General features: G+C 35.0%; 25 protein-coding genes. 10 read left to right on the top strand and 15 right to left on the bottom strand.

Annotated features, from left to right (window positions below; genetic code table 11):
- The first annotated feature begins 200 nt into the window (after positions 1 to 200).
- From P0Y62_00785 to P0Y62_00755, 7 genes are all read left to right on the top strand, one after another.
- Positions 201 to 833, top strand: coding sequence for an NAD(P)H-dependent oxidoreductase (locus P0Y62_00785; GenBank protein WEK70088.1), 633 nt, complete (start codon positions 201 to 203; stop codon positions 831 to 833).
- 27 nt (positions 834 to 860) lie between these two features.
- On the top strand, positions 861 to 1,295 hold the full coding sequence (locus tag P0Y62_00780) for a MarR family transcriptional regulator (GenBank protein ID WEK70087.1): 435 nt from the start codon (positions 861 to 863) through the stop codon (positions 1,293 to 1,295).
- Positions 1,296 to 1,718, top strand: coding sequence for an organic hydroperoxide resistance protein (locus P0Y62_00775; GenBank protein ID WEK70086.1), 423 nt, complete (start codon positions 1,296 to 1,298; stop codon positions 1,716 to 1,718).
- Between the two features lie 221 nt (positions 1,719 to 1,939).
- Positions 1,940 to 2,143 (top strand): hypothetical protein, encoded by a 204-nt coding sequence (locus P0Y62_00770; protein WEK70085.1) that lies wholly within the window; start codon positions 1,940 to 1,942, stop codon positions 2,141 to 2,143.
- Positions 2,144 to 2,203: 60 nt separating this feature from the next.
- A complete protein-coding gene (locus P0Y62_00765) occupies positions 2,204 to 2,452 on the top strand; it encodes a hypothetical protein (protein WEK70084.1) in 249 nt (82 codons plus the stop codon).
- A gap of 56 nt (positions 2,453 to 2,508) precedes the next feature.
- Positions 2,509 to 3,633 carry a lactonase family protein gene (locus P0Y62_00760; GenBank protein WEK71766.1) on the top strand — a complete coding sequence of 375 codons (1,125 nt, stop codon included), beginning with the start codon at positions 2,509 to 2,511 and terminating at the stop codon, positions 3,631 to 3,633.
- A 10-nt stretch (positions 3,634 to 3,643) separates the two neighbouring features.
- Positions 3,644 to 4,486, top strand: a complete 843-nt coding sequence (locus P0Y62_00755) for an alpha/beta fold hydrolase (protein ID WEK70083.1) — start codon at positions 3,644 to 3,646, stop codon at positions 4,484 to 4,486.
- A 25-nt stretch (positions 4,487 to 4,511) separates the two neighbouring features.
- Here P0Y62_00755 and P0Y62_00750 read toward each other — a convergent pair whose 3' ends face one another.
- The 9 genes from P0Y62_00750 to P0Y62_00710 all read right to left on the bottom strand — a co-directional run bounded on the left by P0Y62_00750 (position 4,512) and on the right by P0Y62_00710 (position 14,022).
- A complete protein-coding gene (locus P0Y62_00750; GenBank protein WEK70082.1) occupies positions 4,512 to 5,141 on the bottom strand; it encodes a peptide deformylase in 630 nt (209 codons plus the stop codon).
- 197 nt (positions 5,142 to 5,338) lie between these two features.
- Positions 5,339 to 6,211, bottom strand: coding sequence for a ChaN family lipoprotein (locus tag P0Y62_00745; protein WEK70081.1), 873 nt, complete (start codon positions 6,209 to 6,211; stop codon positions 5,339 to 5,341).
- A 209-nt stretch (positions 6,212 to 6,420) separates the two neighbouring features.
- Complete coding sequence (locus tag P0Y62_00740) at positions 6,421 to 7,449, bottom strand: hemin-degrading factor (GenBank protein WEK70080.1); 1,029 nt, start codon at positions 7,447 to 7,449, stop codon at positions 6,421 to 6,423.
- Between the two features lie 4 nt (positions 7,450 to 7,453).
- On the bottom strand, positions 7,454 to 8,104 hold the full coding sequence (locus P0Y62_00735; protein ID WEK70079.1) for a class I SAM-dependent methyltransferase: 651 nt from the start codon (positions 8,102 to 8,104) through the stop codon (positions 7,454 to 7,456).
- Position 8,105: 1 nt separating this feature from the next.
- Positions 8,106 to 8,876 (bottom strand): heme ABC transporter ATP-binding protein, encoded by a 771-nt coding sequence (locus tag P0Y62_00730; GenBank protein WEK70078.1) that lies wholly within the window; start codon positions 8,874 to 8,876, stop codon positions 8,106 to 8,108.
- Positions 8,876 to 9,916 (bottom strand): iron ABC transporter permease, encoded by a 1,041-nt coding sequence (locus P0Y62_00725; protein ID WEK70077.1) that lies wholly within the window; start codon positions 9,914 to 9,916, stop codon positions 8,876 to 8,878. The genes P0Y62_00730 and P0Y62_00725 overlap by 1 nt, the downstream gene beginning before the upstream one ends.
- The gene (locus P0Y62_00720) at positions 9,900 to 10,778 is read right to left on the bottom strand and encodes an ABC transporter substrate-binding protein (protein WEK70076.1); all 879 of its coding nucleotides are present in this window, start codon (positions 10,776 to 10,778) and stop codon (positions 9,900 to 9,902) included. The genes P0Y62_00725 and P0Y62_00720 overlap by 17 nt, the downstream gene beginning before the upstream one ends.
- A gap of 27 nt (positions 10,779 to 10,805) precedes the next feature.
- Complete coding sequence (locus tag P0Y62_00715) at positions 10,806 to 11,894, bottom strand: HmuY family protein (GenBank protein WEK70075.1); 1,089 nt, start codon at positions 11,892 to 11,894, stop codon at positions 10,806 to 10,808.
- A gap of 10 nt (positions 11,895 to 11,904) precedes the next feature.
- Entirely contained in the window at positions 11,905 to 14,022 is a 2,118-nt protein-coding gene (locus P0Y62_00710) for a TonB-dependent receptor plug domain-containing protein (protein ID WEK70074.1), read from the bottom strand.
- A gap of 96 nt (positions 14,023 to 14,118) precedes the next feature.
- Between P0Y62_00710 and P0Y62_00705 the strand changes: the two genes are divergently transcribed.
- Positions 14,119 to 15,390, top strand: coding sequence for a choice-of-anchor J domain-containing protein (locus P0Y62_00705; protein WEK70073.1), 1,272 nt, complete (start codon positions 14,119 to 14,121; stop codon positions 15,388 to 15,390).
- Positions 15,391 to 15,588: 198 nt separating this feature from the next.
- Here the strand turns inward: P0Y62_00705 and P0Y62_00700 are convergent, their stop codons facing one another.
- From P0Y62_00700 to P0Y62_00675, 6 genes are all read right to left on the bottom strand, one after another.
- Positions 15,589 to 15,879, bottom strand: coding sequence for a putative quinol monooxygenase (locus tag P0Y62_00700; GenBank protein WEK70072.1), 291 nt, complete (start codon positions 15,877 to 15,879; stop codon positions 15,589 to 15,591).
- A gap of 91 nt (positions 15,880 to 15,970) precedes the next feature.
- Complete coding sequence (locus P0Y62_00695) at positions 15,971 to 16,855, bottom strand: sulfite exporter TauE/SafE family protein (protein ID WEK70071.1); 885 nt, start codon at positions 16,853 to 16,855, stop codon at positions 15,971 to 15,973.
- Positions 16,856 to 16,878: 23 nt separating this feature from the next.
- Entirely contained in the window at positions 16,879 to 18,120 is a 1,242-nt protein-coding gene (locus P0Y62_00690; GenBank protein ID WEK70070.1) for a GTP-binding protein, read from the bottom strand.
- Positions 18,121 to 18,182: 62 nt separating this feature from the next.
- Positions 18,183 to 19,091: a sulfate adenylyltransferase subunit CysD gene (cysD, locus tag P0Y62_00685; protein WEK70069.1), complete on the bottom strand. Its 909-nt coding sequence runs from the start codon at positions 19,089 to 19,091 to the stop codon at positions 18,183 to 18,185.
- Between the two features lie 20 nt (positions 19,092 to 19,111).
- Complete coding sequence (locus P0Y62_00680; protein ID WEK70068.1) at positions 19,112 to 19,804, bottom strand: phosphoadenylyl-sulfate reductase; 693 nt, start codon at positions 19,802 to 19,804, stop codon at positions 19,112 to 19,114.
- A gap of 89 nt (positions 19,805 to 19,893) precedes the next feature.
- On the bottom strand, positions 19,894 to 20,301 hold the full coding sequence (locus P0Y62_00675; GenBank protein ID WEK70067.1) for an Rrf2 family transcriptional regulator: 408 nt from the start codon (positions 20,299 to 20,301) through the stop codon (positions 19,894 to 19,896).
- A gap of 125 nt (positions 20,302 to 20,426) precedes the next feature.
- Between P0Y62_00675 and P0Y62_00670 the strand changes: the two genes are divergently transcribed.
- Together P0Y62_00670 and P0Y62_00665 are read left to right on the top strand one after the other, a co-directional pair.
- Positions 20,427 to 20,855, top strand: coding sequence for a DUF4268 domain-containing protein (locus tag P0Y62_00670; GenBank protein WEK70066.1), 429 nt, complete (start codon positions 20,427 to 20,429; stop codon positions 20,853 to 20,855).
- A gap of 58 nt (positions 20,856 to 20,913) precedes the next feature.
- Positions 20,914 to 21,702, top strand: a complete 789-nt coding sequence (locus P0Y62_00665) for a hypothetical protein (protein WEK70065.1) — start codon at positions 20,914 to 20,916, stop codon at positions 21,700 to 21,702.
- Positions 21,703 to 21,821: the final 119 nt, after the last annotated feature.

Genomic DNA, 21,821 nt, shown 5'->3' with positions numbered 1-21,821 from the left:
TCTACTCATGCGAAGCTCATCAACTTTATCACTTATTTTTTAGGCTATTAATTTAAAAATCAATATCTTAAATTTTCATTAATAACAATTATAGATTTTTTCAAACGTTAAATTTTACTAAATTAAATTGCGCACAATTTAATTGGCTATATATTTGCATCATCAATATCAGTAAATAATAATTTTAAAATAAAAACAATATGTCATTAATACAAGATTTAGAATGGAGACATGCCGTAAAAGCATATGATCCGACTAAAAAAGTTTCAGAAAAAGATTTACTTACTATTTTAGAGGCCGCAAGATTAGCTCCTACCTCATCCGGCTTACAACCATTCCGTGTGATCGTAGTGGAAAATCAGGAATTAAAAGAAAAAATGGTTCAAGGTGCTTTGAATCCTGAAGTCATGAGAGATTCTTCCCATGTTTTGGTATTTGCAGCCTGGGACAGTTATTCTGACGAAAAAATCGATAAAGTTTATGATTATCATACCGACGTAAGAGATTTACCAAGAGGACGTTTCGGAAGCTATACTGATAAAATTAAAGAAATATATGGAGCTCAGACTCCAGCAGAACACTTCGCCCACACTGCAAGACAGACTTATATTGCACTAGGTTTTGCTCTTGCTCAGGCAGCTGAACTGAAAATCGACAGTACTCCTGCGGAAGGGTTCAGCAATGCAGTAGTAGATGAAATTCTGGGATTAAAAGAATTAGGCTTAAAGAGTGTGAGTTTACTTTATTTAGGATACAGAGACGAAGAAAAAGACTGGCTGTCTTCAATGAAGAAAGTTCGTGTTCCGATGGAGGAATTCATCATTAAAAAATAAAAATCATCCATTTTCATTTTCAACCCCATGGAAAATTCAGAATCTTTACAATTAAAAAATCAAATTTGCTTTCCCCTGTATGTGATTGCAAAGGAGATTACAGGGCTGTATCGTCCGTTTCTTGATGAGCTCGATATTACCTATCCTCAATATCTTGTCATGATGGTCTTGTGGGAAAATGATGGTCTTGCCGTGAACAACATCGGGGAAAAACTCTATCTGGACAGCGGTACCCTTACACCCCTTTTGAAAAGACTGGAAACCAAAGGATTTATCCAGCGAAAAAGAAAAAAAGAGGACGAAAGAGTGGTTGAAGTATTCATCACCGAATCAGGAAAGGCACTTCAGAAAAAAGCTTGTGAAATTCCTGAAAAAATCCATAACAAAATAGATGTCACAAAAGAAGACTGGATAGCATTGAAAGAAAGTGTTCAAAAAATATTAAGCAAAATAGAAAAATAAATGAAAACCTTATATACAACAAAAGTTACTGCAAAAGGAGGAAGAAACGGCCAGGTAAAAAGTGAAAACGGAATTCTTGACTTAGAAGTAAGAATGCCTAAAGCTTTAGGCGGAGCCAACGATGATTTTACCAATCCTGAAATGCTTTTCGCAGCAGGATATTCAGCCTGTTTCGACAGCGCTTTGAACCGGGTAATTAGCTTATCAAAAACAAAAACTGGAGAAACAACCGTTACAGCATTAGTAAGCATCGGACAATTAGAAAACGGAGGTTTCGGATTGGCTGTTGAACTGGATGTGAATATTCCAGGGGTATCCATCGAAGAAGCGCAGGCTTTAACAGAAAAAGCTCACGAAATCTGCCCTTATTCCAATGCAACAAGAAATAATATTGAAGTGAAATTATCGGTAACCAACAATTAAGATTAATTTTCTTTAATTATCTAAAATCCGTTTCAAAAGAAACGGATTTTTCTGTTTTTGAAACTTAAAATAATAAGGCTTTTAGATGAAAATTCGTTATTTTTATGATCTATTTTTTTTAAATTACCTGATATTTACGGAATGATACATATAAAAATAATTTTTCTTCCGACACTTTTAACCATATCTTATCATTAACATTTTAAACCAATAGTAGTTAAATGGAAAAGATAACTGATATACAAGCACTTTTGGGGGCTTTAGCAACTATACTATTTTTAATTTTCTATATCAAATGGCAAATAAAAAGATATAAAAATTCAGATAATCCTATGGATATTGCGAGAAAGTTAGAAAGCTATATTATTTTACTTTCGGTAATTATTTTATTCATATTTTTTTCATTGAAGTTAATTAGCTCATAGTTAGTTGCCAATAAATAAAATTAATTCACGAAATAAAACATAATAATCAAAATAAATAATATGAAAGAAGAAAAATTCGCAAAATACAATGATCAGGAATTATTAGACAAAAGAAAAAATTTAAAAACACAGCTCATTATTAATGCTGTACTTATCGGATTTTTAATAGGAATTTCAATATACGGAACTGTAAAAAACGGCTTTACCATTTTCACTCTCTTCCCATTAATCTTCGTATTCTTTTTAATAAAAAATAAAACGGACAGCAGAGAATTGGAAAACGAAATTAAATCCAGAAATTTAAAATAATTTCAAGAAAAACCATGTTTGGTCAGTTTCTAATTTTAACTACTATTTCTTCTAACATTTTGAAAAAACTCCTTATTCTATCCATTACTATCTGTAGCTGGTTACATTTCTATTCCCAAAACACCTATGCATTTTTCGGTTCATTTAATCGCGATAAAGATACAGAGGGACTTTACGTTTATGAATTGGACACCATCAGTGGAAAATTATTGAAAGTCACTTCTTATATAGGAATTTTAAATCCTTCGTTTCTTACTGTATCACCGGATGGGAAATACGTTTTTGCCTGTACAGAAAGTAAAACAAAAAACGGAGGAAGTATAAGCAGTTTTAAATTCAACAGAGAAAATAAAACACTGACTTTCATCAACAAACAAAAAAGCGGTGGTGAAAATCCGGTATATCTAACGGTACATAAAAACGGGAAGTGGTTAGTCAATGGGAATTACACCGAAGGCAGCGTTTCTGTGTACCCGATTTCAGAAAACGGAAAAATTGAACCATATGTCCAAAATATCCAATTCTTGGAAGGCAGTGTGGATCCCGGCCGACAGGAACGAGCACATATTCATTCCACAGTATTTTCTCCTGATTTTGATTATCTGTTTCTTCCTGATTTGGGAGCTGATAAAATCAGAGCTTATCAGTTTAACAGTGACAGTAATGGACCTTTAAAAACCGCTGATATTCCTTTCATCCAAACAACACCCGGAAGCGGACCACGGCATTTTACTTTTCATCCGAACGGAAAGTTTGCTTATTGCATTGAAGAAATGGGAGGATCAGTAAGTGTGTACTCTTATAACGCGGGAAAGCTGAATGCTATACAAAGAATTAATACCCATTCTGAAAAATATAAAGAGGATTTTGAAAGCTCCGATGTTCATATTTCACCTGACGGAAAATTTTTATATGCTTCCAATCGAGGGACTGAAAACAACATCGCCATATTTTTAATTCAAAATAACGGAACTTTAAAAACAATCGGTTATCAATCTATAAAAGGAAAACATCCACGAGTTTTCGGACTCGATCCCAGTGGAAAGTTTCTGATCACTACCAATACAGGCACTGGAAACGTAGTTGTTTTTAAGAGAGACTCTGAAACCGGGTTATTGAAAAAAACAGGTAGGAAGATTAAAATCAAAAACGTTTCCTGTGTACAGATCAGGAAATATTAATTTATTGGATATGACTAAATTTAAACAACTCCTATTCAATGTAATTATTATTTTATCTTTCTTGTATACAGGAGATTTTACCAAGGCACAAATTCAAATATTTGACAGCATCAAGGTGGATAGCTTAACTTTTGCCAATACAAGAAATGAAATCAATAAAATTCCAAATGATAATTTTAAAAAATTCATTTTTAAAGATTCTTCGGGAACATTACCTTATCGGTTGTTGTTTCCGAAGAACTATAATAAAAGAAAGAAATACCCTCTCGTTATCGTATTCCATAATTCTTCCAGAATTGGAGAAGACAATGAAAAACAACTTGAACACTTATCAAAAATATGGCTTCGGAATGACATCTATGAAAAATACAATGCATTTGTTTTAGCTCCACAGTTCAATAAACGCTCATCAATATACCAGAAAACGACTGACAGCTTACTGGTCTCAAAACCTGGCGAAGATATTGATACCGTTTTACATTTATTGGATAAAATAGAAAAAGACTATAAGGTTGACAAATCAAAAATTTATCTGGTAGGATATTCTATGGGAGCTTCTACAGCACAAAACCTGATCAATTTAAAGCCTGAAAAGTTTGCTGCGTTGGTTTCTGTGGCTGCAGTTCCCGATTTTTCCAATTTAAAAGCCTGGAAAAATAAAAGTATCTTTTTAATCCATGGAAAAAAAGACATTTCTAATCCATATCAAGGAAGTGAGGAGCTTTTTAACAAAATGAAAAGCAATAAACACCTTATTTTTAAAACTTTTACGGAATTAAACCATGATAATATTACAATTCCCTTGCTCTTAAGTGATGAAATTCCGAAGTGGTTATTTAATCAACATAAATAAGTAGTTTCTAAGTTCACTTTTATAACTACCTCGTCACAGAATCACTTTTCTTGAAAGCATCCACTTTTTTATAGGAATCGTTTTTTTCTTTTTCTTTTTTATCTGAAATTAATATTCCGAAAAGATGGTCGATTTCGTGCTGGAAGATGACAGCCGTAAAACCTTCTACAATTTCTGAATATTTTTGGCCTTTTAAATCGACATATTCCAATTGGATCACTTTGCTTCTGTAAAACTGGTCTCTAAAATCGGGAATGGACAAATCCCCTTCCGGACCAAGATTCTGCAATTCTGATCTCCAGACAATCACAGGATTAATGAAATATTCCAAAGGCTCACCCTGCTTATCAAAACGCTGAACCCAGATAATTTTTCTGTTGATTCCCACCTGTGGAGCCGCAATTCCTACTCCGCCATCGGTTGAAAGTAAAGATTCTTTCATTCTTTTGACTAGAATCGCTGTGTTTTTATCCAACGGATCAATTTCTGTAGAAAGACTCAGTAAGGTTTTATGCTGTTGCTCGTCCGTCGTTTGATATATTGGTAATGCACTATTGATATCACCTTGATTGATCATTGAAATCTCATTAGAAGTCAGTTTCTGAGCATGGAATAAACCCATGAAAAGAATAAATATAAATGGGAGTTTTTTCATTTTTTGACGGATGTTTTACAAAGATAATTAATCCGCAGCTATGTTTTGGTTAAAACCATTTGATTTTTTAATATGCAAAAACGGGCTAAAGCCCTTTCCTATTGATAATTTTTATAATTAACAATTATTTTTCCGACCTTTCAAACTTGGTTCATTTTACTTTTTACCTGGCTCTTTTTACTTTTCACTGGGCTTTTTTAATACGTTTTCGTCATATCACTCGGAATAATCAGATTGAAATCCGTCGGAATATAGTCTTTTTCAGGAATTTTTAATTCAGGGTTTTCGGATTCAAAAACTGAGATCACTGCCATTTTCAGATTTGGATTTTTCTGTTTGATATACCAGTAAATTCCGCCAAATTCTTTGCTGTGATAGTTTCCATTGTAATGGATAAAAGTTTTTCCTGCCCGCATATTTTTCAGAATAGATTCTGCCATGGTAGCATCCTTTACAGCCTGAGCGGAAATAAAGTTCATCACTTTTGTTCCGTCGGCATGATCTCCCATCATGGTTTTCATTTCAGGATAGCCGGGTGTGTCCAACGTTACTTTTATTGGTAATTGCGCGATGTATCCTTTTTCTTTTTCAGATAGATTATTTAAAGATTCCAAGCCTTCTTTTGATGTTTGAGAGGCATATTTTCGCGGAATATTGGTTGCAATAAAGCTCAGTTTTTTCTCTTTTGCAAAATCTACCAAAGGTTTGTAATCTGTTGTGAAATTACTCCACAAACGTGCCGAATCTTTTAAGGTTTTAACATCAATTTTTCCACTTAAATATTGATTAAGCTGAGACTGATTATCCCTTTCAAACATTTCTGCTCCCAAAATCAACTGACTGTTTTTCTGAGTATATAAAGCTTGGGTAATTTTCAGCTGCAGCCAGTGATTGATTGAATTGTTATGATTTTCACCAAAGAAAATCACGTCATAATCAGCCAGTTCCTTAACCAATTTTTCAGTGTTGATTTCTTTTCCTTTTTTATCATAAAACTGATAGGGTTTGAAGTTTTGAGCATTCAATGAACTAAAAACAACGAGCAATATGGTGATGAAAATATTTTTCATTTTTATTTTTTTATCGTTTTATTTTAACGGCTAACTGTCATTCTGACGAAGGAAGAATCTTTAAAATAACAGAGATTCTTCCTTCGTCAGAATGACAAGCTGTCCCTAAACAAATTTACATTTTTACACTGTTGCAAATTAACCTTTTCACTTAAGAAAAAAGCCGCCCTGCAAAAAACAAAACGGCTTTATAAAAATGATCTAACTATTTATTTTTCCAAATCTGCTACAAGGTCTTTCCACTCTTGTAATTCCGGGATTCCCGGTTTTCTTTTCCCAAAGAACTGAACGATGAAACCTCCTTCTTTATTGAATACTTCAATAGCCGTTACTTCACCATCTTCTGTCGGTTTCTTAACAATCCACGCTTCAGCGATTTTTGTAACATCAAGGTGTAAATTGAAATCCGGATCCATTACATTGAACCACTGCTGATGCCAAAGTGTTTTCGTCACAGTTCCTGTATGGATCTGGATGATTCCTCTGTTTCCTACAAATATCATGATCGGCAATTGTTTTTCAGCCGCGTCTTCCAGTATATTCACCACTTTGGCATTATCGATTTTTTTAGTAAATCCTTCCGGAGCCAATCTTAATGCCTGAGTTCTGCTTACTCCAAATTTTCTTGTCATCATGAAGAAATCATGAGTATCTTTCAATTCTGTCCAGGCTTTTTGAAAACCTTCCACATCAATATCCGCATCTGCTTTTTCTTCCGCTTTTGGAGCAACCGCTTCAAATGTAAATGTTGAAGCCTGATCTTCTGCCTTGAATTTTTCAACAATTGTATCAAAAGCAGCTTCGTCGCTGTCTTTTGTCAAATAAATCTTGTGTAGAGCCACTCCGTCTTTTCCGAAGAACTGTAAACTTTTTCTGTCTCCTTCCCCGACTGCAAAAGCAAATTTCCAGTGGTTCAGGAAGATTCTCAAATCAATATCTTCACCCACGAAAAGCTGTGCATGAGGACTGCTGAAATCTCCGTTCAGATAAGTTCCTTTTCTTTCGTGAACACACTCTTCATTACGGGTAAGAGCCATCACTTTTCCTAATTGTTCAGCTTCAGTCAGAATCTCTTTAAATTCCGGCTTTAAAACTGTTACTCCTTCTCCTACATTGGTCACCAATAATTCGGCTTCGCTTACTCCAAGTTCTGCAGCTGCATTTCTGATTCTTAGATGTGGATTTTCAGCTTTTAATGCCTCCCATTTCTCCTTAAGATCGTTTACTAATGTGCTCATTATTTTATTTTTTTATGGTTAAAACTGTATAATTTCTTGTTATTGTTTCGTTTCCTGTCTTGCTTTTTACATCTTCTTCTTTTTCTGAGGTTTTCATTCTTTTGAAATGGCTTTTAGAAACCGTTTCCTCCATTTCGTCCGTATTGTATAATGTAAAATCAAATTGGGTAAAGGGAAGTTTTTCCATGAAGTTTCTTTGTCCGAAAGTCAAAACAAAGGTTCCGTTGTCTTTCAGCACTCTGTAGATTTCATTTAAATATTCAACCGGTTGCTCCCAGAAGTACACTGTGTTTACCGTAAATATTTTATCAAAAGTTCTGTCTTCAAATGGTAATTTTTCACCTTCATAGAGTACAAAATCTGTCTGATTTTTATATTCTTCATTCAGTCTTTTGGCCTCATGATGCATGGTTTCAGAAATGTCAATTCCTGTATATTTTATATTTCGGGCTTTATTCAAAATACTTTTAACGTGGGCTGCGTTTCCATGACCGATTTCAAGTATGTTTTCATTGTCTTCTACTAAAAGCGTTTTAATACTTTCCAAGGTCATTCCTATATTTGTAGCATTCATCATCTCACCAATTTCAATCCCTTTTTCTCCTTGGGGATTAGCAAGATGCCGAGCCAATATTTTCAAGTCTTTTTTTTCCATATTATCCAAAAATGATCATGGGGTTATTGGTAATCGGATGGTCACAAATGGTACAGGGGAAGTTATAGGCTTCACTGATATTTTCAGCAGTAAAAACTTCCGTTGGTGTTCCATACGCGGAAACTCTTCCTGATTTCATCAATAAAATTTTATCTGCAAATTGTGCTGCCAGATTCAGATCATGAAGAACGACAATCGCAGAGTTTGCTTTTTTTGTAAAGTTTTTAATGATTTCTAATGCTCTATATTGATGCTTTACATCTAAATTATTTAATGGTTCATCAAGAAACATGAGTTTATGGGCAATATCGTTCTGCAGCTGTGCCATTACCCGGGAAAGGTGCACACGCTGCTTTTCACCACCCGACAAAGTATTATATTCTCTGTCTTTCAGGTGATATACATCGGTTTCGTACATCATATGGTTCATTGCTTCATGGTCTTCCCGTTTCGGCTGAGCATCAAAATACGGATAACGTCCCATCATCACCACATCTTTTACTTCAAGTGGAATATCGTTGCTGTTGTCTTGGGAAAATTTCGCTTTATGTTTCGAAAGTTCACCCACCTGCCAATCATTAATATTTTTATCTTTAAATACAATCTGATGTTTTGACTTTACTTCATTGGCCAAAACACTTAATAAACTTGATTTCCCGGCTCCGTTCGGACCTACAATGGCTAAAAATTCACCGTATTCCAAATGAACATCAACAGAATCCAGAATATGGAATTCTTTATGTTTATAGCTTATCTGATGCGCCTTTATCATTACAGTGATTTTTTGAATTTAATTAAAATAGCAATGAAAATAGGACCTCCCATTAATGCCGTCAAAATTCCGATCGGTAATTCTGAAGGTTCTACAATGCTCCTGCTGAACGTATCTGCCGTCAACAATAAAATGCTTCCACAAATTGCTGATAATGGTAAAATAAAAGCATAATTTGATTTAAACAAAAGTCTCAGAATATAGGGCACAATAAGACCTACAAAACCAATCGTTCCTGAAAATGCAACACAGCTTCCTACCATCAATGCAGTGATAATAATAATCTGTTTTTTTAACCGTTCAACATTAATTCCTAAATGCTGTGCATCTTTTTCACCTAGCATCATCGCGTTCAATGCTTTTCCTTTTGGTAACAGAATGATATAAGAAATGATTAAAACTACTGTCAGAATCATGTTCTTCGTCCAGGTTGCAGCAGCTAAACTTCCTAAATTCCAAAAGGTTAAATCTCTCAACTGATCATCTTTCGAAATATAAATCAAAAAACCTGTGATGGAAAAACCAATAGCCGTAATGGCAACTCCGGTCAACAGCATCATGACCACGTTTGTTTTTCCTCCGCTCGTAGAAATTCTGTACACCAGCAACATTGACAAAAAAGAACCAATGAAAGCGGAAATACCTACCAATGAAAATTGTACGGCTTCAGGAAGATACTGCTTAAAATGCCCTCCTAAAACAATGGCAATGGCGGCAAGTAATGTTGCTCCCGATGTCAATCCTATTAAATCTCCTGTCGCGAGAGGATTTTTAAATAATCCCTGTAATCCTGTTCCGGAAACGGCAAGCATACTTCCGATGAGAATCGCCATGATAATTCTGGCAGCTCTTACGTCCCAAACTACATATTTATCACTTAATGATAAGCCCGGATCTTCTTTAATTACTTTTCCTAAGACTTCAAACGCAGATTTACCACCAAAGTCGTAAACCCCGGTATTAAGTGACCATACTGCGATAATGACCAGCAGTATGGCACTTATTGTAATGTAAAAGTATAGTTTACTTTGTGTTTTCAATTAAAAGTTTGTTTAATCCTACAGCAGCTTCTCCTAATCTTGGTCCGAAGCTTGAAACCAAACCTCCGTCCATGGCAATGATTTTCTTGTTTTTACCGGCATTGGTCTGGGAAACACCCGGCATTTTAAGAGCACCTTCGTTTCCTCCGGCTCCCTGTAATCCGCTTGTGAAGAAGAATAATACATCAGGATTTGCTTTCACTACTGCTTCCGGAGTTAAAGGTTTGAAATCTTCAAAATCGTTCACGGCATTTTCACCACCTGCAAGACCTATTAATGCAGCCATTGGGGTATTTTTACCTGAAACCATCAACATATTTCCTCTTGCGTAGATGAATAAAACTTTCGGTTTTTTAGCGATAGGCTGAATTTGCTTTAAATCCGCATCGATTTTATCATTAAGCTTCTGATAATCTGTATTTCCAACAGCTTTTGCAACCTCAGCAATTAACTTTTTAGTTCCGTCAATCGTAAATTCCTGTTGGAAAACCTCAGTTTTGATTCCTGAAGACTTGATTTTTCCCATTAATTCAGGGTTTATATCTTTATCAGAAGCTAAAATTAGTGTTGGGGAAACAGCCATGATTGGCTCAATGGTCATTGATCTCATATGTCCTAGATCTTTAGCCGTAGCTTTCAAAGATTCCGGATAGGTACTTGTAACATCTGTTCCTACGATTTCTTTTTCGTGGCCTAAAGCGGCAACGATTTCTGTAATTCCGCCGTTAAGCGTTACAATTTTATTATTGGATTTTGGGGTCTCCGATGACACTTCTGTAGTATTTTCTGTCGGTTTCCCAGCTTCTTTTTTACAAGAGTATACCGCAACCAGTACAGAAGTTGCAAGAATGAATTTTTTCATAATCTACTATTATTTGATTTATAGGGTTTAGAATAATGGTTTGTATTCGAATTGAGGATGACCTCTTTCTCCTTTCTCGTCCGTCATATTTTTAAATCTCAGTTTAAAATAATATCCTTCCGCATCTTTTATGACATAGAAAACAGAACTTTTCACCTGGGATCCTGAAGGTCCGGCTTCCCGCCAGCTACTTCCGATCACACGCTGGTCGTTATAAATGAATTGAGACTGATCGATATCTAAGAATTTAAAATTATTATAGGCTTCAGCTCCTGTGGTAGTTCCGGTTGCTTTTACTTCATAAGCTCCTGCTCCACCCATATTATTGATGGTGATAAAATCAGCATATACATACGTTCCCATCCCCTCAATAACGTTAGTAAATACAGTAAAACCAATATCCCAGTTTTTCTTTTCAGGCTGAATAGAGACCTGATTATCATTAACTAAGCTTACAAAATTGTAGTTATAGGCTGAGTTTTTAGTAATATTCAGTTCTTTAATATTGGTCGTTTCATTAAGTGGGGCATATCTCACTTTATAGCCATTCCCCTGTCTTACAACCTGTATTTTCATCCAACCTCTTGATTCTGAGCCTGTATTTACAGAACCCGCTGCTACATTGCCTGTGAAAATTTTCACTCCCATATTGATAAGATAGATTCCGTTGTCAGATGCATTGGCTTTAACTTCTTCAATAGCAGTATATCCTGAAGGTATATTTCCTTTTACATCATCAATGTATCCTATGTTTGCAGCACTGTATGGCCCCACAACAACCTGACTTGTCATAGTTCCAATGCTGGCTGCTGTTACTTGTTTAATATCTGTTGCATTGGGAATTTTTGCTGCCGCCATGGCCACTGATGAATTGAGAATAACTTTAAATTCATTTCCTGTATAAAAAGCTAAATCCCAATCGGATCTTTTGGTAAGAACCATAGAATTTGTTCCGAAATCAAACCATACCTGATTGGGCTGTGTAGCACCTCCCACTTTAGCATCTACAGTATATCCGTCCGTTTTCGCAACAGCAACCGGATCTTCATTATCATTAATACAAGATTGTGCAACGAATGCTCCTCCAATTAAAAGATAAAACAGTATTTTTTTCATAGTTAAAATTTTAGAAGTTATAGCCAAGTCTCACAAAATAGCTTCGCCCATAGAACAGATTAGAATTTGGATTCGCAGATTCGTGAGCGTTTCCTGAAATAGTGGTATCTCTCACAGACAATACATCGAAAATATTCTTAACGCCTGCACTTACTTCAAAATGATTTTTAAAGAACGGCTGAGTCACCGTAAAATTCATCATGCTAAAATCTTTGCGTTCACCAATAATATATTGAGAAGAGGTAAGATCTGATACCAGGGTAAACATTTGGGTTTTGCCAGTATATTTATAAAATAAAGACAATGTGGTATTGATTTTAGGAACGGTATAGTTGGCTGCAAGATTCGCCTCGAATGTATAGAAGAAATCATCAGGAGAGGAAAGTCCGCTTTCGTTCAAGGATTTTGAAATTCCATAATATGCAGCATTGACAGATAAACTAAACTGTCCTTTATTTGCTCTGAAATTACCTTCAAACAAGTAACTTTCGAAACGGTCTATATTGATATACTGGAACTTCATTGGCAGAACACTTGTTTGTGCAAGTTCAATCCTGTCTTTTACTTTCAGATAAGTAGCACTCGCTCCTATTCCTAAATTCCATCCGGAATCTGTTATGATTTTTTTATCCGCATTAAAAGAAACTGTCATTCCTGTTTCCGGGGTAAGATTCTGATTCCCCTGAATATCATGATTGCTGTCTACCTGATAGGTATATAATTCGTCGAAATTCGGAAATCTGTTGGCACTTCCTACCACAAGACGGATATTATCATGATCCGTAACTTTCGCCCTTGCAGTTATGGAGTAATTATGCTGTGTATCAAATTTGTCACTTATTGCTAAACGATACCCCGGACGAATTGAAAACCAATCGGCTGCATTCCATTCTATTGACATGAAATTAGCATAATTAAAAATCTTTCTTTTTACATCATTGGTTCCTCCGAAATTACCGGCTATATTGCCTGCAAATCCTGTCGTATGATCCAGCTCATAGCCCAGCTGAAAATCTATTTTATCATTGTTAAGGAAATTACTGAAAACCCCTCTGGAATAAAGAACATCTGATTTATTATAAGACTGATACTCATTTAGGTGATCTCTTACCTGTCTGTTGGGAATATCGTAAACAAAATCTCTGTATTTTCTATCCTGAGTCTGATAGGAAAAATCTCCTGTATAATTGATTGCTCCGAGTTTTGTCTGAATATTTAACTGATTGATATATCTTGTCGTCTTATAATCTCTGTCTGTAGAAACAAATGTTCTGTTTCCTTCTCCTAAATAGAGTTCGGTAACTTTCGGATTATAGTAATTCAGGTTTTCATTTAAAAATCCGAATTTGTAGAAAATGGATGTCTTATTTTTAGTATAACGTAAAACTCCATCAACATTTAAAATATCTTTCGGCTGCCACAAATACCCTCTTTTTTCATCCTGCCCAAAGTACTTATACCCTTCCTGGGTTCCTTTGAAGCCTTGAAAATCATTATGATTAATATTTGCTCCTACATACCAGTTTTCATTAATATTATATCCTATATTTAGGTTTTGAATATGCCTTCCTTCTCCTTTTTTATACCAGTCGTACTCCTTGCCTACGGTTTCTTCCTGTAAAAATGCATTTAAGGTCAGTTTTTTCTGGCTGTTCTTTTTCGTAATAATATTGATAACTCCTGCAACCGCATTACTTCCATAATCCACTCCCATTGAACCTCGTACCACTTCAATACGCTCTACATTATTTACATTCAATTTAGTTAGGTCAATATTATTTCCTAAACCAATATCTCCCACTACCGGAATATTATCGATAAGAATCTTCGTGTATTCCCCTCCAAGTCCCATAAGGTTTGCAGTTGAATTTCCGGAATTACGATCTGAGGTAATCAGAATGTTCAAACTCTGGTTAAGAACTTCCGCAACATTGGTTGCCGCCATATTTTTGATCTGCTCTGCATTAATGACCTCAACTTTATAAATCGATTTATTAATGAATTGCTGAGTATATTGCCCGGTAATGACAACCTCTTCAATTTTTTTCTGATGTAAAGAATCTTTTTCCTGCGCATTTACCCAGACCAATGCGGATAATGATACTATTGAAAGTATTTTCTTCTCCATGAAAGCTAAAAATTTTTGACAAATATAATATTTTATTTAGAATAGTTAAAAATAATTATATACTTTTGTGGAATAATTCTAAATAAAAATAATGTCATGAAATTAAAACTACTATTAGGAGCTTTAGCTTTTACTGCTATTAACGTTCATGCTCAAGTAGCAACAATTAATGAAAACTTTGATAACTTTACCAGTGGGAACACTACCTTCCCTCAAAATGGATGGTCAGTTCAATTGGCAACCAATCCGCTTCCTTATCCACCTGCTCCAATGATGATTGTAACTGCAGATGCAAACAAAGCGGTTCAGTCTTACGCAGGTAATAACGGAACTGCACCTTCCTATTTGATAACACCTCAAATTGTAGCTCCAACAGGGGATAAAACGTTAACGTTTTCTTCAGGATTGGTAAGCACTTCTCCGGGAACTTCAACCATTCAGATTGGATTGGCATCAAATCCGGCAGACATGACAACATTTGCGGCAGTTGGAAATCCAATTTCTATTTCTGGCGTAACTGCTCAGAATTACACGGTAAATATTCCAGCCTCTTCATCTTCATATATCGTTTTTAAAATTACTCCAACAGCTGCTCATACGGCAACATTGATCGACAATGTAATATATGATACCCCTGCAGTAGGAACCATCAACGAAAACTTCAATGCATTTACGTCAGGTACTTCTGCAATCCCTCAAATGGGCTGGAATAAAGTAACTGCTACAGCAGCGTATAATGTATATATAGCAACAAATAACGGAAGCAACGCTATTCAGTTTTATGCAGCCAATACAGCCAATACAACCTCATATCTTATCGCTCCAAAAATCGTGGCACCGGATGGAAGTAAAAAATTACGATATACAACGGGGATATCTTCAAGTGCCAATGGAAGTGGAACTCTGGAAGTTGGTTTAGTTTCGAACCCTACAGACATGTCTACTTTTACTTCATTAGGTGCTCCGATCACCATAACAACTTCAAATACAACTCCACAAACATTTACTTTAGACGTTCCTGCTTCTACTAAACAATATATTGCCTGGAAATTTACGGGGGCAGCAACTCATTCTGCGGTCTATGTAGATGATGTAATCTATGATGTACTGTCTGTTTTGGGAACATCCGAAACAAAATCGAATAACAACAGTTTAAGTTTCGCTATCAATGCAGATAATGAATTACAGTTTGTAGGAAAATCAGATGTAAAATCTATAAAAGTTTACTCTGCATCAGGAAATCTTATCGTTCAAGGAGCTGTTAACAACAACAGATTTAACATTTTTAATTTAGCAACAGGCGTTTATATCTTTGTTTCAGAAGATAACAAAGGAGCTGTTACTCAATCGAAATTCATTAAAAAATAATACTTTCTATTTTTTCTAATAAAAGGCTGCTCACTCCGGTGAACAGCCTTTTAAATTTAATGCGAAACATGCTCTATATCTAGTAAGTATGTTCTGTAATTGTATCATTCCGACAAATGAGAAATTCCTAAAAAGAAAGAAGATTCTTCACTATGTTATTGTTGTTCAGAATGACAAGAGTCCTGTATAATCTATGAGTTATAAGATTTTAAATCCTTTATAGACCTGCGTAGAGCTTTCCAGCATTTTTGAAGAATCTCTACGGAAATCCAGCAGATGATCCTGCCCGTTGTGGCGGTTATGGTGTTCTACACTTTCCCATAATTCAACCAGAAAGAAAGTGCCTTTATTGTCTTTATCCTCGATAAGATCATATTGCAGACATCCTTCTTCTTTTCTTGTTTCTTTCACTAAGGTCTGAAACAATTCAACCGCTTCCATCAGATAGTTTTCATTAAACTTGAAAAGCGCAACGATATGTAAGTTCATGCTTTGTTTTTTATTCCTGTAAATGTAAAATATTTTCAAAGCCATCCGTCTTTTCGCTTCATTTATTTTTCCACAATACACTGAATTTTATTTAAAAAACAGATTTATAGATCGTTATTGAGCTCATAATGATAACCAGCAATCCGATGACTACGAACATACTTTTCACAGGAAGTTTTGCGGTAAGCATGGCAGAAAAAGGAGCCGTTACAATTCCTCCCAGCAACAGCCCTAAAATAATGCTCCAATGTTGAATCCCTAAGGTAAAGAAGAAAGTAATGGCAGCAGTTAATGTTAAAATAAATTTTGCTACAGTAGAACTTCCTACAGCAAATCTGGGAGTGAAAGAATTTTTGATTAAAGTTCCGGTTACTAAAGGTCCCCATCCTCCTCCTGCAAAGGAATCAATAAAACCTCCGATTAAACCGAGCCGGGCAAGATTCGTTTTTCTTTTCAGCGCTTTGCTTTGTTTTTTCTTAAAAGCATTAGAGAGAATCTGAAATCCGAGGTATAAGGTATAAAATGCAATAATGGTTTTGGTTATTTTAGCATAATATTCACCAAGGTAAGTAAGACAAAGTGCTCCGATCACAGCTCCGATTACAGCCGGAATCGCCAGCTTTTTGACCAGACTTTTACTTACATTCTTTAATTTAACATGACTGATACTTCCGGCCGCAGTCGTAAAACTTTCCGCTGAATGAATACTCGCACTTACAATATGGGGAGGAATATTCAGAAAGAGCAATGTTGTAGTACATATGACGCCATATCCCATTCCCATAGATCCCGCCACAATTTCAGCTAAAATGCCGACAAGCATCATCCAGTAAAAAATGTAATTGTCTTTGGCTAAAACAGTAAGCAACTCATCCAAATATCCCAATTCATACATCGAAAAAACAAGGATAACAAGTGTTGCAACTGTTATAAAAAATACATTGAGCCTGACCTGAACTTTTCTTGAAATCACCATTCGTGTTTGTGTTTATCGAATTATTATAAAATCATTACGGCACCTACGGTAGAATTGCTCGTTTCATCAATCAAAATAGCACTTCCTGTATTATTATTTTCACTAAAGCTATCAAAAACCAGCGGAGAAGAAGTTTTCAGTTTTACTTTAACGACTTCATTCAGCTTAATGCCTGAATAAACAGATGTATTTTCAAGGGTATTGACATCAATTTTATATTCAATTTCTTTTACGATCGCTTTCAATACTTTGCTTTTATGCTGAATAAAATACTTATTGCCTTCATTTAATTCCTTTTTATCAAGCCAGCATACAATAGCTTCCACTTCATTTTCCACTTTTGGAAGATGCTCTGCCTTCACTAAAAAATCACCTCTGCTGATGTCAATATCATCTTCAATATGTAAAACGGCGGGCTGATTGGTAAATACAGTATCTACTTCCTTCCCTCCTGTTTCAATTTTAGAGATAACCGTTTCGATATTTTGTGGTAAAACGGTTATTTTATCTCCTTTTTTATACGTTCCGGAAATCACTTCTCCGGAATACCCTCTGTAATCATGAAGCTCTTCAGTTTGAGGACGAATAACATATTGCACTTGAAATCTGCTGTCGTCTCTATTTTTAGAGGTTTTTACCTCTACTGTTTCCAGGAAATCAAGTAAGGCAGCTCCTTTATACCATGGAGTTTTTTCAGATTTTTCAACAATATTGTCTCCGTAAAAAGCAGAAATAGGGAAATACTGTACGTTTTCTAATCCTAATTTTTGCGCAACCAACTGATACTGGGCTTTTATATCATTAAAAACATTTTCTGCATAATCCACCAAATCCATTTTATTAATGGCAACCACTACATTTTTCATCTTTAGTAACGAAGCGATAATAGAATGTCTCCTGGTCTGCTCAATAACGCCCTGTCTTGCATCAATTAAAATAATAATCAGCTGAGAATTGGAAGCTCCCGTAATCATATTCCGGGTATACTGAATATGTCCCGGAGCATCTGCAATTATGAATTTTCTCTTAGGTGTAGAGAAATATCTGTAGGCTACATCTATGGTAATTCCCTGTTCCCTTTCTGCTCTTAATCCGTCGGTAAGGATGGCCAGATCTATCCCGTTTTCATTTTTATTTTTTGACTGCTTTTCCAAGGCTTCAAGCTGATCAATCAAAATATTTTTACTGTCATATAAAAGCCTCCCGATAAGGGTACTTTTTCCATCGTCTACACTTCCGGCTGTTATAAATCTTAGTATATCCATAAGTTTAGTTATTCATGATCACTGATGACTGATCGTTGATCAATTACTGATCATCATTTATATTAAAAATATCCTCCTTTTTTTCTGTCTTCCATGGCTGCTTCCGTCACTTTATCATCAATTCTGGTCTCACCACGTTCGGAAATTTTAGAGGCAATAATTTCATTAATCACACTATCTAAAGTTTCAGCATCACTTTCAACCGCTGCAGTACAGGTCATATCTCCCACGGTTCTATAACGTACTTTTTTAGTGATCACCTCATCATTTTCGTCAATCTGAATAAAATCCGAAGCTGCGATTAACTGACCTTCATATTCAATGACTTCCCTGTCATGGGCAAAATAAATAGAAGGAAGCTGAATATTTTCTTTTCTGATATAATTCCATACATCAAGCTCTGTCCAGTTTGAGATCGGAAAAACCCTTACATTTTCTCCTTTATTGATTCTTCCGTTGTAAATATTCCACAATTCCGGACGCTGTAACTTTGGATCCCATTGTCCGAATTCATCGCGAACCGAGAAAAAACGTTCTTTAGCTCTGGCTTTCTCTTCATCCCTTCTTGCTCCGCCAATACATGCATCAAACTGGAGCTCTTCAATGGTATCTAATAAAGTATGGGTTTGCAGCCAGTTCCTGGAAGCAAATTTTCCTTTAGGTTCAGTTAGTTTTTTAGCTTTAATGGTATCTTCAACCTTTCTTACGATAAGTTCAGCCCCAATATTTTCTGCCAGATAATCTCTGAATTGAAGGGCTTCCGGAAAATTATGTCCAGTATCGATATGTACCAACAGAAACGGAATTTTCATTGGTGCAAAAGCTTTTCTCGCCAAATGAACCAATGTAATGGAGTCTTTTCCTCCACTGAAAAGTAAAGCAGGTTTTTCAAACTGTGCCGCTACTTCTCTCATAATATAAATACTCTCAGCTTCCAGCTGCTCCAGATAATCTAATGCATATGTACTCATGTTTACTTTTAAATTTTGAATTAATGGGTATGCAGACCGCACTCTTTATGAGAATTTTCCCACCACCAACGGCCGGCACGAGGATTTTCTCCCGGTTCAATAGCTCTTGTACAAGGTTGACACCCCACACTGATGAACCCTTTTTTATGCAAAGACAGTTCCTGCACTTTATTTTTCTCCAGATAATCGAGAACTTCCTGATAATCCCAGTGGATCAAAGGATTGTATTTGTATAATTTTCTTTCATCGTCCCATTCAATGATCGGCATATGTTCACGGTTTTCCGATTGTTCTGAACGTAATCCCGTAATCCAGACTGTTGCATTTTCCAATGCACGGTTCAAAGGTTTTACTTTTCTGATAAAACAACATTCTTTCCTGTTTTCGATAGAATGATAAAAAGCATTCACCCCTTTTTCATTCACATATTTCTCAACATCAGAGCTTTCCGGGGAATAAACTTCCGTTTTTGTTTTATATCTTGAATTGTTCTGTGACAGTAATTCGTAATGCTCATAGAAAAGCCTGCCCGTATCCAGCGTGAAAACCCTGATCGGTAATTGATTTTTAAAAATGATATCAGTAATCACCTGATCTTCCTGACCAAGTGAAGTGGAGAAAACAATTCCTTCTGAGAATTTTGTTGAGATAAATTTCAATCCCTCTTCTGCTGAAAGCTGTTTCAGAGTATCTGCATCTTCTTTTGAAATCATATTTTGTTGATTTGAAGTCATGCAAATATCAGATAAAATAATTACCCTACCAAACAAGTAGACTAATTATTCAAAAAAAAGGATTTAGATCAGTCGATCAAATCCATCAGTGTTTTACTTTCCAGAATACGTAAAGAAGCATCCCGAACTTCTATCAAAACATCGTGCAGACCGCAGTGATCTTCATTACAGTCTTCACATTTTTCATAAAAATTAAGGCTTACACAAGGAAGCATGGCAATGGGACCGTTTACAAGACGAATAATTTTTGCCAATTTTACGTTTTCAGGATTTTCTTTGAAAAAATACCCACCTCCTTTTCCTTTTTTACTGTCAAGGATATCCGCTTTTTTCAATTCTAACAGAATATTTTCTAAAAACTTCAGGGGAATTTTCTTATGTTCCGCAATTTCAGAAATAAGTACAGGGCCATCATTCCTCTTTTCTACAAGGTATGAAAGCGCTTTAAAAGCATATTGAGATTTTTTTGACAACATTATAGCAAAAATACGAAAATTGTTTAATTTTTGCAAAGCCCTTATATCATGAATTGTAAAACCGTTAAACAGGTTTAATAGTCAGCATTTTTGCGATTTTACCTATTAATCATTAAGTTTGCTTTATGTTCAGTAAACAAGAAGCACAGCAGTTAAAAAAAGAGTTTTGGACGGCTTTCGGAAAGTCATTCCCAAGAAAATGGATTTTGTATGACACCAAAATAAAGGATATGTCGTTCAAATTTTATGCAGATAATAAAAAAGCAGAAGTTTCTTTAGATATCGAAATGAAAGACGAAGTTTTCAGAGATGCCTATTATAATAAAATATGGTCATTGGAGGATATTCTGAAAGATTTTATCGGAGATTTCCATAAGGAAGAATTGTATACCCTGGAAAGCGGGAAAGTCATCAGCAGAATTTGGGTAGAAAAGCATGGAGTTTCTATTTTCAATAAAAATACATGGCAGGAGATTTTTGAATTTTTTGTTGAGAAAATGGATGGTTTCGAAAGGTTTTATTATGAATATGAGGATTTTATAAAGGATGTTTAATCTTATTTGTCTCTATTGATTAATTTTAAAAAATCTCTTAAAACTATAAACCAATACTATGAAAAAAATTTTTAGTATCATTTTTCTTCTATTTACATTTTCAATTGTATTTTCTCAAACCGATTATTTTTTAGGTACTAGAACATATTGTAAAAAACCTACAGATGGAAGATCTGTAAAAATTTATGATTTGGGATTAAAATGTATCCGAGAAAACTTGTATACAGGTGCTGCCAATCAAATATTCAATGAATTAATAAAAAAAGACAGTACTTTTTGTGATGCTTATTTTCTTGCGGGATACACTCTCCGGCTAAGTAATATGAATAAAGAAGCAGTAGTAATGTATTACATGGCGGATAGTTTAGCGCAAAATAGATCAATTGAGTTCAAGCAAAATCTGGCAACGGTCAGTATGCTAGTCGGACATTTTAAACTATCTCGAAAAAAATATGAAGAAATGACAACATATTTTCCTGAAAGTCCAGAAGGTTATTTTGGTATAGCTCTTACCTCAACACTTATGGGAGATGTTGATTACGGATTGAAGAATATTAATATTGCTGAAGAGAAATATAAAGAAGAAAATAAAGATTGTCAATCTTTAAAAGCTATTTTACTATCGTTTAATGAAAAATATGAAGAGGCTATTCCATACTTTGAAAAAGTAGAAACCAAATTCTCAAAAGATGATGCATTTAATGGTGCATATGCTTTAAGTTTAAATGTAGTAGGAAGAAAAACTAATGATGAAAAGATGATCAAACGCTCAAAAAAGTATTATAATAAAGTAAAAAACAAAGAAGGATTAACTGAAAAAGCAAAAGAAGTATTTAAGGAATCCTAAATTTGCTATGCAATCCAGATCAATAATTGCATAATAATAAAAAAGAGAAGTTTAAACTTCTCTTTTTTATTTTTTACCAAATGGCAAATGCAGTACAATTTTCTTTACTTAAATTGCAT

The organism is Candidatus Chryseobacterium colombiense (genome assembly GCA_029203185.1).
GTDB classification, from domain to species: domain Bacteria; phylum Bacteroidota; class Bacteroidia; order Flavobacteriales; family Weeksellaceae; genus Chryseobacterium; species Chryseobacterium colombiense.
Note: the sequence above shows the minus strand (reverse complement) of the source record. Positions and strands in the feature narration are given on the sequence as shown.

Excerpts from the sequence above, each read along its gene's own strand:
- P0Y62_00785 (WEK70088.1), top strand. The coding sequence starts at position 201 with ATGTCATTAATACAAGATTTAGAATGGAGACATGCCGTAAAAGCATAT.
- P0Y62_00780 (WEK70087.1), top strand. The coding sequence starts at position 861 with ATGGAAAATTCAGAATCTTTACAATTAAAAAATCAAATTTGCTTTCCC.
- P0Y62_00775 (WEK70086.1), top strand. The coding sequence starts at position 1,296 with ATGAAAACCTTATATACAACAAAAGTTACTGCAAAAGGAGGAAGAAAC.
- P0Y62_00770 (WEK70085.1), top strand. The coding sequence starts at position 1,940 with ATGGAAAAGATAACTGATATACAAGCACTTTTGGGGGCTTTAGCAACT.
- P0Y62_00765 (WEK70084.1), top strand. The coding sequence starts at position 2,204 with ATGAAAGAAGAAAAATTCGCAAAATACAATGATCAGGAATTATTAGAC.
- P0Y62_00755 (WEK70083.1), top strand. The coding sequence starts at position 3,644 with ATGACTAAATTTAAACAACTCCTATTCAATGTAATTATTATTTTATCT.
- P0Y62_00750 (WEK70082.1), bottom strand. The coding sequence starts at position 5,141 with ATGAAAAAACTCCCATTTATATTTATTCTTTTCATGGGTTTATTCCAT.
- P0Y62_00745 (WEK70081.1), bottom strand. The coding sequence starts at position 6,211 with ATGAAAAATATTTTCATCACCATATTGCTCGTTGTTTTTAGTTCATTG.
- P0Y62_00740 (WEK70080.1), bottom strand. The coding sequence starts at position 7,449 with ATGAGCACATTAGTAAACGATCTTAAGGAGAAATGGGAGGCATTAAAA.
- P0Y62_00735 (WEK70079.1), bottom strand. The coding sequence starts at position 8,104 with ATGGAAAAAAAAGACTTGAAAATATTGGCTCGGCATCTTGCTAATCCC.
- P0Y62_00730 (WEK70078.1), bottom strand. The coding sequence starts at position 8,876 with ATGATAAAGGCGCATCAGATAAGCTATAAACATAAAGAATTCCATATT.
- P0Y62_00720 (WEK70076.1), bottom strand. The coding sequence starts at position 10,778 with ATGAAAAAATTCATTCTTGCAACTTCTGTACTGGTTGCGGTATACTCT.
- P0Y62_00715 (WEK70075.1), bottom strand. The coding sequence starts at position 11,894 with ATGAAAAAAATACTGTTTTATCTTTTAATTGGAGGAGCATTCGTTGCA.
- P0Y62_00710 (WEK70074.1), bottom strand. The coding sequence starts at position 14,022 with ATGGAGAAGAAAATACTTTCAATAGTATCATTATCCGCATTGGTCTGG.
- P0Y62_00705 (WEK70073.1), top strand. The coding sequence starts at position 14,119 with ATGAAATTAAAACTACTATTAGGAGCTTTAGCTTTTACTGCTATTAAC.
- P0Y62_00700 (WEK70072.1), bottom strand. The coding sequence starts at position 15,879 with ATGAACTTACATATCGTTGCGCTTTTCAAGTTTAATGAAAACTATCTG.
- P0Y62_00695 (WEK70071.1), bottom strand. The coding sequence starts at position 16,855 with ATGGTGATTTCAAGAAAAGTTCAGGTCAGGCTCAATGTATTTTTTATA.
- P0Y62_00690 (WEK70070.1), bottom strand. The coding sequence starts at position 18,120 with ATGGATATACTAAGATTTATAACAGCCGGAAGTGTAGACGATGGAAAA.
- cysD (WEK70069.1), bottom strand. The coding sequence starts at position 19,091 with ATGAGTACATATGCATTAGATTATCTGGAGCAGCTGGAAGCTGAGAGT.
- P0Y62_00680 (WEK70068.1), bottom strand. The coding sequence starts at position 19,804 with ATGATTTCAAAAGAAGATGCAGATACTCTGAAACAGCTTTCAGCAGAA.
- P0Y62_00675 (WEK70067.1), bottom strand. The coding sequence starts at position 20,301 with ATGTTGTCAAAAAAATCTCAATATGCTTTTAAAGCGCTTTCATACCTT.
- P0Y62_00670 (WEK70066.1), top strand. The coding sequence starts at position 20,427 with ATGTTCAGTAAACAAGAAGCACAGCAGTTAAAAAAAGAGTTTTGGACG.
- P0Y62_00665 (WEK70065.1), top strand. The coding sequence starts at position 20,914 with ATGAAAAAAATTTTTAGTATCATTTTTCTTCTATTTACATTTTCAATT.